The 12,263-nt window shown below is 45.2% G+C and carries 9 protein-coding genes; 4 read left to right on the plus strand and 5 right to left on the minus strand.

Features of this window, described 5'->3' with window-relative positions; translation table 11 throughout:
* Positions 1–278 precede the first annotated feature (278 nt).
* The 4 genes from KTR07_RS16245 (at position 279) to mutS (ending at position 6,633) form a co-directional block, all read left to right on the plus strand.
* Positions 279–1,718 (plus strand): sialate O-acetylesterase, encoded by a 1,440-nt coding sequence (locus KTR07_RS16245; protein ID WP_055299129.1) that lies wholly within the window; start codon positions 279–281, stop codon positions 1,716–1,718.
* Positions 1,719–1,901: 183 nt separating this feature from the next.
* A complete protein-coding gene (locus tag KTR07_RS16250) occupies positions 1,902–2,777 on the plus strand; it encodes a DMT family transporter (RefSeq protein WP_055299127.1) in 876 nt (291 codons plus the stop codon).
* A gap of 24 nt (positions 2,778–2,801) precedes the next feature.
* Entirely contained in the window at positions 2,802–3,671 is an 870-nt protein-coding gene (locus KTR07_RS16255) for an AraC family transcriptional regulator (RefSeq protein ID WP_055299125.1), read from the plus strand.
* 373 nt (positions 3,672–4,044) lie between these two features.
* On the plus strand, positions 4,045–6,633 hold the full coding sequence (mutS, locus tag KTR07_RS16260) for a DNA mismatch repair protein MutS (RefSeq protein ID WP_055299247.1): 2,589 nt from the start codon (positions 4,045–4,047) through the stop codon (positions 6,631–6,633).
* A 182-nt stretch (positions 6,634–6,815) separates the two neighbouring features.
* On the opposite strand, the gene KTR07_RS16265 is transcribed toward mutS, so the two are convergent.
* The 5 genes from KTR07_RS16265 to ychF all read right to left on the minus strand — a co-directional run bounded on the left by KTR07_RS16265 (position 6,816) and on the right by ychF (position 11,835).
* Positions 6,816–8,228 (minus strand): hypothetical protein, encoded by a 1,413-nt coding sequence (locus KTR07_RS16265; RefSeq protein WP_061473330.1) that lies wholly within the window; start codon positions 8,226–8,228, stop codon positions 6,816–6,818.
* 67 nt (positions 8,229–8,295) lie between these two features.
* Complete coding sequence (locus KTR07_RS16270) at positions 8,296–8,940, minus strand: chloramphenicol acetyltransferase (protein WP_061473329.1); 645 nt, start codon at positions 8,938–8,940, stop codon at positions 8,296–8,298.
* A complete protein-coding gene (gene lgt, locus KTR07_RS16275) occupies positions 8,937–9,782 on the minus strand; it encodes a prolipoprotein diacylglyceryl transferase (RefSeq protein WP_011108644.1) in 846 nt (281 codons plus the stop codon). The genes KTR07_RS16270 and lgt overlap by 4 nt, the downstream gene beginning before the upstream one ends.
* Before the next feature lie 26 nt (positions 9,783–9,808).
* Positions 9,809–10,720 (minus strand): ketopantoate reductase family protein, encoded by a 912-nt coding sequence (locus tag KTR07_RS16280; RefSeq protein ID WP_011108643.1) that lies wholly within the window; start codon positions 10,718–10,720, stop codon positions 9,809–9,811.
* A gap of 11 nt (positions 10,721–10,731) precedes the next feature.
* The gene (gene ychF, locus KTR07_RS16285) at positions 10,732–11,835 is read right to left on the minus strand and encodes a redox-regulated ATPase YchF (protein ID WP_011108642.1); all 1,104 of its coding nucleotides are present in this window, start codon (positions 11,833–11,835) and stop codon (positions 10,732–10,734) included.
* Positions 11,836–12,263 lie beyond the last annotated feature (428 nt).

The following is a 12,263-nucleotide window of genomic DNA, read 5'->3' on the forward strand; positions in this document are numbered from 1 at the left end:
ATCCTTTATTTTCTCCTCGAATTAATTGCAAATTAATTACTAAATTAACTAGCGGGACTTACATTTGTGTCAGTTATCATAAAATTCTAATAAATGAAAAAGTTGCTGGTACTATTAACAATGCTTCTTACATCCTTCTTTGCTGAAACGCAAAAAAGGAGAGACTATTGGAATAACAAGCTAAAGCTTATCTCATTCCGACTACCTCTTCCGGTAGGATATATTCCGAAGATTGGCCAATCCTGTTGTAACTAACCGAATAAATAAATTAAATATATATGAAATATCTTATCAGCTTTTTATTCTTAGCTCTTGCATTTTCAATGAAAAGTGAGGCTAAAGTGACATTACCTTCCATACTTGGAGATAATATGGTATTACAGCAGCAAGCAGAAGTCAAACTATGGGGAAAAGCCCGTCCCAATGCTACTGTAACGGTGAAGACTTCGTGGAACGGGCAGACATATAAATCCTCATCGGATGGCAAGGGAGGCTGGTCGTTAACAGTATCTACCCCTGTTGCGGGAGGCCCTTACAAGATCATCTTCAATGACGGCGAATTACTGACGTTGCAGAATGTACTGATCGGTGAAGTCTGGTTCTGTTCGGGACAATCGAATATGGAGATGCCGATGGGCGGTTTCGACCGGCAACCGGTCAGAGGGACGAACGACATTATTGCCAAAGCCAAACCATCCACGCCTATCCGAATGTATACTACAGATTCAAAGGATGGGAGATGGGTACGCCAGTTTAGTAAAACGCCTGTGGAGGACTGCCAGGGCGAATGGCTGGAAAATACGCCGGTAAACGTTTCCCATATCAGCGCCGTGTCTTATTATTTTGCGCGTTATATACAGGAAGTGCTGGAAGTTCCGGTCGGCATCGTCGTTTCTACGTGGGGAGGATCAAAAGTAGAGGCATGGATGAGCAGAGAATCCATAAAGCCTTTTAGTAGCATCGATCTTTCCATCCTCGATAACGATGCTGAAGTGAAGAATCCTACCGCCACTCCGTGTGTACTCTACAATGGCAAGATAGCTCCTTTGACTAATTTTGCAGTGAGAGGCTTCTTGTGGTATCAGGGCGAAAGCAACCGTGACAATACCGATCTTTACCTGAACCTTATGCCCGCCTTTGTGGCTGACTTGCGTGCGAAATGGGGCAGGGGCGAACTTCCTTTCTACTTTGTGCAGATAGCGCCTTTCAATTACGAAGGAGCCGACGGTACATCGGCTGCCCGCCTGCGTGAAGTCCAGTTGCAGAATATGAAGGATATACCGAATAGCGGCATGGTTACGACGATGGATGTCGGCCACCCTGTTTTCATCCATCCCGTAGACAAGGAGACGGTAGGGAACCGACTGGCGTATTGGGCATTGGCGCAGACCTACGGCATGAAAGGATTCGGATACGCTCCTCCTGTTTATAAATCGATGGAGATACAGGAGAACAAAATCTATATAAACTTCGACAATGCCCAACGCGGCCTAAGTCCGATGTGGACATCTCTTAAAGGATTTGAGATTGCGGGCGAGGATAAAGTATTCTATCCGGCTTTTGCCGAAATAGAAACCACGACTGCCCGACTGGCGGTTTCGAGTGACAAAGTCCCTCATCCCGTTGCCGTGCGGTATGCGTATAAGAATTATGTGGAAGCAAGTATTTTCAGTATTCATGGCATCCCCGCGGCACCTTTCCGGACGGATAACTGGTAAAAGCAGATGATTACCTGAATAGATACGGCTATTTTATCAGACATCCGGATATTCGCTTTCTTGTTATATCCGGATGTATAACCGGTTCTCTTTCGGCGAAATTTTGTTGAAAATATATCTATCAAAGTCAGTGGGTATATCCATGAATCCCTGTATCTTTGCATTCTCATTAAAACCATAATTATGGAACTAAAGCATGGGTACTATCATCTGATTGCCATACTAACAGTAGCTATCTGGGGACTGACATTCATTTCGACTAAAGTATTGATAAATCACGGGCTGACACCTCAGGAAATCTTCTTTTACCGTTTTCTGATTGCATACCTTGGCATTTGGGTAATTTCTCCCAAACGTCTGTTCACCAATAACTGGAAGGATGAACTGTGGCTGGTAGCAGGCGGTATATTCGGAGGCTCCCTTTATTTCTTTACAGAGAATACCGCTTTAGGCATCACTCAGGCGTCGAATGTATCGTTTATCATCTGCACGGCTCCCTTGCTGACTACTATCCTTTCTCTGCTTTTTTATAAAAGTGAGAAGGCATCGAAAGGACTGATATACGGTTCCCTGCTGGCATTGATGGGAGTAGGGCTGATTGTCTTTAACGGCAGTTTTGTGCTCAAAATATCTCCGATAGGCGACCTGCTGACCTTGCTTGCCGCATTATCATGGGCATTCTATAGTCTGATTATTAAAAAGATGGCCGGGCGTTATCCTACCGTATTTATCACCCGCAAGATTTTCTTTTACGGAGTGCTGACGATTCTGCCTGCCTTCCTCCTGCATCCCCTGCATCCCGATACCGTTGTACTTCTTCAACCTGCCGTGCTGTTCAACCTTCTGTTTCTGGCCGTATTGGCTTCGCTGATCTGCTATGTACTCTGGAATGTGGTGTTAAAACAGTTGGGAACGGTACGGGCATCCAATTATATTTATCTCAATCCTCTGGTCACGATGATTGCATCGTTCCTTATTCTGGATGAGAAGATTACGTTAGTCGCTTTAGGCGGCGCAGCTTGTATTGTCTGCGGGGTATATTGGGCTGAAAAGAAATAGAGTAGATAAGAAATAGAGTAGATTATGAGAAAAATGATGAATGAGCAGCTTCCTATATCGAAGTCATCTCCTCTGAAAGCTCGTTTTTATGATTATCCTTATTTTACTTACCCGTGGCATTTTCATACGGAGTATGAGATTATCTATGTCAAGGAGGGCACAGGAATGCGTTTTGTAGGAAATAACGCGGAGAAATATGCTGATGGTGATATTCTTCTGCTAGGCTCCGATTTGCCTCATTATATGAAGAGCGATGAGGTGTATCGGCAAGAAGGCAGTACGCTTCGGACAACAGGGACCATCATTCAGTTTGAAAAGGACTTCATGCACCACGCTTTCAATTATTATCCCCATTTTATGAAGATAAAGAACCTGCTTGAAGAGGCGCAACGGGGGATTTACTTTCCCGCGGGATGCTCCCCGCGGCTGGTTGATTTGCTTGAATCGATTCCGGTGGAGACAGGAGTCGATCAGATTACTTCTTTCCTGCAACTCCTGAAGGAAATGGCAAACGTCGCTTCACGGTCTGTGCTATCGACTTCCGACTTTGAAAATGATATTATCTACGACGGGTCGAGAATAGACAAAATCATAGCTTACCTGAATAAGAACTATACACGGCAGATTGATCTGAATGAAATATCTTCTCTGGCAGCTATGAATCCTGCTGCATTCTGCCGCTTCTTCAAGAGCAAAACGGGGAAATCATTCAAGAATTACATATTGGAGATGCGGATAGGATATGCGTGTAAACTCCTGCTCATGGGCGATATGAATATCTCACAGGTCAGTGTAGAGTGCGGATTTGATACGATTTCTCATTTTAATAAGTCGTTCAAGAAGCATACCGGATTCACTCCGTCTTACTATAAAAAGATGATGCTGGCTGAATAGAAATGAATGAAGGAAAGAGGCAAACGGGGCGTATGGGCATAAAAAAAGGGTCAACGCCTTGACCCAACCTTTGTTAACCTTAAATCTAATACTATGAAAAACACATTGCAAAGATACGGACTATTGGGAAATTAGCAAATTATCCAAGTAAAATAGTATGTTTTATAACACGTTTTAATAGTTATCCTTTACTTGTTAAGAAATATACCCTTCTTTTTTAAAAGGATGCAACACTAATTGTGAAAATTGAAACGGGAAATTCCGTTGATTCTCTGACGAAAAACTGTTATCTTTGCAAGGTTAATTTCATTACTCACTCAACAAAAAAGAAAAGGAGCGAACCGTGAACGAGGAAGAAATCGTGCTTACCCCTATGATGAAACAGTTTCTGGATTTGAAAGCCAAACATCCGGATGCAGTGATGCTGTTTCGTTGCGGTGACTTTTACGAAACATATTCTACAGATGCCATTGTTGCATCCGAAATCTTAGGAATCACACTGACAAAACGCGCCAATGGAAAAGGAAAGACCGTTGAGATGGCAGGATTTCCCCATCATGCGCTCGATACATATCTTCCGAAACTGATTCGTGCCGGAAAGCGTGTAGCTATCTGCGACCAGCTGGAAGACCCGAAACTGACGAAGAAACTGGTGAAAAGAGGTATTACCGAGTTGGTTACCCCCGGTGTATCTATCAATGATAACGTTCTGAATTATAAGGAGAATAACTTTCTGGCTGCCGTCCATTTCGGAAAGGCTTCCTGTGGAGTTGCCTTTCTTGATATATCTACCGGTGAGTTCCTCACCGCCGAAGGTCCCTTTGATTATGTAGACAAATTGCTGAATAACTTCGGACCGAAAGAGATTCTTTTCGAACGGGGCAAACGCCTGATGTTTGAAGGTAACTTCGGCAGCAAGTTCTTCACATTCGAACTGGACGATTGGGTATTTACCGAATCCACCGCCCGTGAGAAACTACTGAAACACTTTGAGACAAAGAATCTGAAAGGATTCGGGGTAGAGCACCTGAAGAATGGTATCATTGCTTCCGGTGCTATCCTGCAATACCTGACGATGACACAGCATACGCAGATCGGTCACATTACTTCCCTTGCCCGTATCGAGGAGGATAAGTATGTGCGTCTGGATAAGTTTACAGTCCGTAGCCTGGAGCTGATCGGCAGCATGAATGACGGTGGCAGCAGTTTGCTGAACGTGATCGACCGGACCATCAGTCCGATGGGAGCCCGCCTGCTGAAACGCTGGATGGTTTTCCCGTTGAAAGATGAGAAGCCGATCAACGACCGACTGAATGTGGTGGAATACTTCTTCCGCCAGCCGGATTTTAAAGAGCTGATCGAGGAGCAGTTGCATCTGATAGGAGACTTGGAACGTATCATTTCTAAAGTAGCCGTAGGACGTGTGTCGCCACGTGAGGTGGTGCAGCTGAAAGTTGCCTTGCAGGCCATTGAGCCGATCAAGCAGGCTTGTCTTGAAGCGGATAACGCAAGTTTGAACCGGATAGGTGAACAGCTGAATCTTTGTATTTCTATTCGCGACCGGATTGCCAAAGAAATCAATAATGACCCTCCTTTATTGATCAACAAAGGGGGCGTGATTAAAGATGGTGTGAATGAGGAACTGGACGAATTACGCCGTATTTCATACTCCGGCAAAGACTATCTGTTGCAGATACAGCAGCGTGAAAGTGAGCAGACAGGCATTCCGAGTCTGAAGGTAGCTTACAATAATGTATTTGGTTATTATATTGAAGTCCGCAATATACATAAGGATAAAGTTCCGCAGGAATGGATTCGCAAGCAGACACTAGTCAATGCGGAACGTTATATTACGCAGGAACTGAAGGTTTACGAAGAAAAGATTCTGGGAGCCGAAGATAAGATTCTCGTGTTGGAGACTCAGTTATATACCGATTTGGTGCAGGCATTGACGGAGTTTATTCCGCAGATACAGATTAATGCGAATCAGATTGCCCGTCTGGACTGTCTGTTGTCTTTCGCTAATGTGGCGCGTGAGAATAATTATATCCGTCCGGTTATTGAGGACAATGATGTACTGGATATCCGTCAGGGACGTCACCCTGTGATTGAAAAGCAGCTTCCGATTGGTGAGAAGTATATTGCCAATGACGTGATGTTGGACAGCGCGTCACAGCAGATTATCATCATCACCGGTCCCAATATGGCCGGTAAGTCCGCGCTCTTGCGTCAGACGGCACTGATTACGCTGTTGGCGCAAATCGGTTCGTTTGTTCCTGCGGAGAGTGCCCATATCGGTCTGGTGGATAAGATTTTCACCCGTGTAGGTGCCAGCGATAATATCTCGGTGGGCGAATCTACTTTTATGGTGGAAATGAATGAGGCTGCGGATATTCTGAATAATGTCTCTTCCAGAAGTCTGGTGTTATTTGATGAGTTGGGACGTGGTACGTCCACCTATGACGGTATTTCCATTGCCTGGGCAATCGTCGAGTATATCCACGAACATCCGAAAGCGAAAGCCCGTACACTGTTTGCTACGCATTACCATGAGTTGAACGAGATGGAGAAATCCTTCAAACGTATCAAGAACTATAACGTGTCTGTGAAGGAAGTGGACAATAAAGTGATTTTTCTCCGTAAGCTGGAGCGTGGGGGAAGCGAACACTCCTTCGGTATTCATGTAGCAAAGATGGCAGGTATGCCGAAGAGTATTGTGAAGCGTGCAAATACTATATTGAAGCAACTGGAATCGGACAACCGCCAGCAAGGTATTTCCGGCAAACCATTGACGGAAGTCAGTGAAAACAGAAGCGGTATGCAGCTCAGCTTCTTCCAGTTGGACGACCCGATCCTTTGCCAGATTCGGGATGAGATACTGAATCTGGATGTGAATAACCTTACTCCGATTGAGGCGTTGAATAAGCTGAACGATATAAAGAAGATAGTCAGAGGCAAATAAAAACTGATATAACTTATGCGGGGGCTGACTAAAAAGTCGTTAGTAACTTTAAACTCTCCTCCTTCCGGAAGGAGGAGAATGGAGATACTAACGACTTTTAGTCAGCCCCAACGAAGATACTATAGACTTCTTATGTTGTAAGTTATAGGGTTACTTGCCGTGCCAATGGTATGGCCTTATGCTTATACCTTCTTTGTATAGAAAGAGAGGCCGGTTGGCTTCCATGTGCCTTTGTTTCCGTAGGTATCCTTTTCTTCCGTGGTATAGGCAAAGTTTTTTCCGTCTGATATTTCGTAGATACAGTTTAAGTCATTGCTCTTCTTTTCATAGACATACCCTATGATTGTTCCGTCTCCGTTCGGTGCCGGTTCTAATGTCAAACGGTGATTCTTTCCGTCGGAAGACAGGTAAAGCGGTACTGTACCCGGTTCGTGTCTGACAAATACGCTTCCTATCACACCTTGACAGATATCGGCCTTTGCGGTTAACTCCTTATAAGAGGTATAGTAGCGGTGATAGTGCCCGTCACTTGCCTGAAAGATGGGAGCCGTTTGTTGTAAGGACAGTTGGTGCCTTTTGATATGGGCTATTACCGCTTCTTTTATTTGCTGTTTCTTTATGGGGTCGGCTATTACCTCATAGATGGGGATAAGGTCTTCACCGGTCAGAGTAGTTAAGGCGCGATTCTTTTCATTGGCAGATTGTATCCAGGGGCTGATATCCATCGGATCGCCTGTCAGCTGATCAAAGACTTTGTAATCAGCTCCTTGCAATGACACTACAATTGTTCCCCCATAGTTCTTTTTTACTGTTTCTTCGGGATAAGTGATGGAAACATTGGGATGCTTAATAATGCTGCTCTGATGTGCGCCCATCCCTGTATTTGCGGTTCTCAATAAGTTCTCTTCATCATCCGCTACGATGCTGCGATAGAGGGTTTTGCTTATATAACCTAAATGAGTGTTCACCAATATATGAGTACCAAATAGTTCTATGATTGTTTCAGGTGACGCATCTTCCAGCTCTTGCCGGAAATCATCGGCCAGCCAGTTGGACCAATCCGCATTCAGAGTGAGTAATCTTTGAATCACTCCGTTAGCTCCTGAACTGCCAAAGGCAAATGTGTATTGGGATGAATAATCATAAGGTTTCTGAAAATATTTATGACCGGTAATGGTAGCGGTAAACAGCAAATCATCTTTGTTTTCCGCCGGCACCACAAATTTCTTATATTTTGTGATTGACCGAAGAAACTCTTTCATATCACGACCAATGAAGCTGTCTCCTACTCCGCTCGAACCTACCAGATTGCTAATCCTTTCATTATCTATTTTGCTCAGATCAAGCACTGGTTCTTTTACCGAATTATTGTCTATGTAGCTGCCCATAATATCATATCCGGCACCCAGAAAAGGCTGTGTAAGTGACATGGAGGCTTCAGGCCAGCTATTACCTTGTGGTACGGCAGGGCTTATGTAACTGTCATTCGTTTCTTCCGGAGGAGTGTAAAGTAATTCTTCTTTGTCACTGCAACTTGCGAATACGGATGTGACGAAAGGCACCCATAGTAGTTTGAATAGTGTTTTTGTGCTCATATTTTTATCATTTAGTCGCGCTAAAGGTAGATAAAAGGAATGAGAAAATACTATTTGAACAGCACTATTATTTCAGAAAGTCTTCCACCTTTTTATAAAACAAGGAAAGATGATGCCCGTCAATAAATCCGTGATGAATCGTCATCGCGATAGGCATCACCAGTCTGCCTTCCCTTATGATGGCTTTTCCGGCATTCAGCAACGGGTAGTTATTGCCGCTTCTCTTCTCCTGTGTGCCGGTGATGGAAGTAAAATACAGGTCGGGAGTCGCACTTAACAGAATCAGTCCGTAATCTCCGTCGGCTACTTGTCCGTTTTCTGCCGCGTACGGATCACCGTCTTCGGGGATGGCGTCGATAATTAGCCTTGCTTCCTGATAGAAAGTGTCGAAATCGCCGTGGTAGGGGAAACGGGTGGTGAAGAACTTGCCGTTCTCTTTTATCTTGATGGGAGACAGCATATCTATGGTGTCATAGAGCACTACACGCCCGTCCGGATCGATGCGGTAACGAAACTCCGGTATTTCATTGGCTGCACGCAGCACTGCATAAAGATAATGGAGAAAGAAAGACTGTCCGGCCGCTTTGGCACGTTGCTTGGCTCCTCCGCACTCTACTTCGGAGGTAATGGATAATTGGGGATTCTGGAAGTGGCGGAAGAAGTTGAAATTCTCCTTCCGCTCCCAGTTTTCTATATCTATGATTTGTTTCATTTCTTTGCTACCTTCTTCCGGTCATAGAAGAACATAAAGTAGAAACCGATGATGATGAAAGGAACGCTCAGCCATTGTCCCATGTTGAACATCATGTTGTCTTCGAATGCTTCCTGGTTCTGCTTCACAAATTCGATAAAGAAACGGAAGGTAAAGATATAAGCCAGACAGAGTCCGAAGAAGAATCCGCGATGCAGTTTCTTGCTGTAATTCTTATAAAGATAGATCATGATGAAGAACAGGATCAGATAAGCTATCGCTTCATAGAGCTGTCCCGGATGGCGGGGGAGCATGTCTACCCGTTCGAATACGAACGCCCAGGGTACATTGGTCGGGTTACCGATAATTTCGGAGTTCATCAGATTCGCCAGACGGATGAAACAGGCAGTGATCGGAGTAGCGACGGCAATCATGTCCACCACATCCATATAATGAAGTTTCGTCTTGCGACAATACAGCCAAAGGGCGATCATCAATCCGAGCGTACCTCCGTGACTGGCAAGTCCTTCATAACCGGTGAATTTCCATCCGCCGCCTGCCAGGAACTTGATCGGCAGAAGCATTTCCACAAATCCCTTTCCGCTGGTCAGGTACTGTCCCGGATCGTAGAACAGGCAGTGCCCCAGACGTGCTCCAATCAGAATACCGAAGAAACAATAAAAGAAGAGGGGATCGAATTTCTTCTCGTCTATTTTTTTGTCGCGAAACTGGTAATGGACAATGATGTAAGCAAAGAAGATTCCTACTGCCCACAATAATCCATAATAACGGATAGAAATGCCGAACAGGTTGAATAGTTCGGGATTCGGATTCCAGTTGATTGATAATAAAAGGGTATTCATGTTGGATAACGGTTTACGGTTTGTAATTAGTGTTTTGTGAATTTTTCGGCAACCATCCGGTAAGTTGGTATGTCGATACCTTGCTCCTCGGCTGCTGCAATCATGTCAAACAGCAAACCTTGTATTTCCGATTCATGTCCCCGTGCCAAGTCCTTTTGCATGGATGCGGTACTGTCGGGATCGAGTTTATCAATGACTTTCAAATTGTAGCTGACAGGGTCTTCGGGAAATTCGACTCCCAGCTTACGCCCCAGTGCGGCACTCTCGGTAGAAAGGCCGATGAACGTATCACGTACTTTCCCCGGCTTCTGAACTTCACCCATCGGCACGTCATAGTAAGCACCGGTGACGGCCATTGCCGAGATGAACGACCATTTGACGAATGTATCCCGATTGATGTCCGGAGAAATCTCTGCTTTGATTCCACTTTCCTGAAGGTCTTTCTGAATGGCTTCCATAATGCCCGGAGCCACCTGTGTCCCTTTGTGGGCGCCATACACCAGACGGAAGATTTTCCCCATCTGAGTGATCTCTCCCGTGCCGGAAACAAAGCCTACGATGTAGATGCAACCATCGAGCACCGTTACACCCGGAACGAGACGCTGAATGCGTGGTCCTGTCCCGTAAACATTCAGGATAGGGATGACGACTGTCTTCTCATGCGATGCTCTTTTGATGAGTTCGGTAATCGAATCGACGGAATATCCTTTCACGCAGACGAAGATCACATCCGCTTTCCCGTTAAATTCCTCCGCATTCATGGTAGGGATAACCAGCGTATGCTCTCCCTTTAAATCTGATTTCAGTTTCAGACCGTCTTTCTGTATAGCCTGCAGATGAGCTCCGCGGGCAATACAAGTAACATCTTTTCCGGCTAGCGACAAGAATCCTGCGATACTGCCACCGACGCCTCCGGTTCCTGCAATAAGATATTTCATACTGTTTGAGTTTAAACGTTGAATCGGAAGTGCATGATGTCGCCGTCCTGCACCACATATTCTTTTCCTTCCACACCGAGTTTTCCGGCTTCCTTGACAGCCGCTTCGGAGCCGTACTGGATATAATCATCGTATTTGATTACTTCCGCGCGGATAAATCCTTTCTCGAAATCGGTATGGATGACGCCTGCGCATTGCGGAGCTTTCCATCCTTTCTCGTAAGTCCATGCACGTACTTCCTGTACACCGGCTGTGAAGTAAGTTTCGAGGTTCAGCAGCTTGTAAGCTGACTTGATAAGACGTGCGACGCCCGATTCTTCCAGCCCTACTTCGGCAAGGAACATCTGACGGTCTTCGTATGTTTCCAGTTCGGCGATGTCTGCTTCGGTTTTTGCGGCGACAACGAGGATTTCTGCGTTTTCGTCTTTCACGGCTTCACGCACCATGTCTACGTATTTGTTGCCGTTTACCGCACTTGCTTCGTCTACGTTGCAGACGTACATCACGGGTTTGCTGGTCAACAGGAAGAGTTCGTGAGCGATCTTTTGTTCGTCTTTCGTTTCGAAAGTGACGGTGCGGGCGGATTTGCCTTGTTCCAGTGCATCCTTGTATTGAATGAGTACGTCATAAGCCTGCTTTGCAGCCTTGTCGCCACCGGTCTGAGCCTGTTTCTGTACTTTCTGGATACGGCTTTCGATGGTTTCCAGGTCTTTCAGCTGAAGTTCGTAGTCGATGATTTCTTTGTCACGGACGGGGTTTACGCTTCCGTCTACGTGGGTCACGTTATCATCGTCGAAGCAGCGGAGTACATGGATGATTGCGTCTGTTTCGCGGATATTGGCAAGGAATTTGTTTCCCAGTCCTTCGCCTTTGCTTGCACCTTTCACCAGTCCGGCGATGTCTACGATTTCTACAGTCGTGGGGACAATCCGTTGGGGATGTACCAGTTCTGCCAGTGCGTTCAGGCGTTCGTCGGGAACGGTGATTACGCCTACATTCGGTTCGATTGTACAGAAGGGGAAGTTTGCCGCTTGCGCTTTTGCGTTTGACAAACAGTTGAAAAGTGTCGATTTACCTACGTTCGGAAGTCCGACAATACCACATTGCAATGCCATATTAATCTATTATTTCTTTTATTATCAATGAATCATATCATGTGAGCAGCGACTTGGCGCTAATCTCCCGATAAAAACAGTTTTGATTGCCAGCCTGCTCATTTTAGTTTGCAAAGATAATCATTTTTTGAGCTAATGAGGGAAACTTGGTGCACTTTCTGTCTTTTTCTGATAATTGTGCTGGCTGGAAAAAGGTTTTGAGCAAATTGACAAAATGAATTTTTAGTCTCTTCAGAATGCCGTTTTCCTGCCCGACGGCGGGAGTGGGGGAAAATATGCGAATGAAAATCTGTATTTTGTTCATAAATAGGGCGGTATCTGAATCTTTACAAGGCTAATAATTGGGCAACCATGCCCTTCTTGTCAAATATGAAGGCTTGATGCTTTGGATAAGGTTGACTGACACGTTGGATATATATGACCAACAC

The organism is Bacteroides sp. MSK.20.82, from assembly GCF_019052485.1.
Classification (GTDB): Bacteria; Bacteroidota; Bacteroidia; order Bacteroidales; family Bacteroidaceae; genus Bacteroides; species Bacteroides thetaiotaomicron.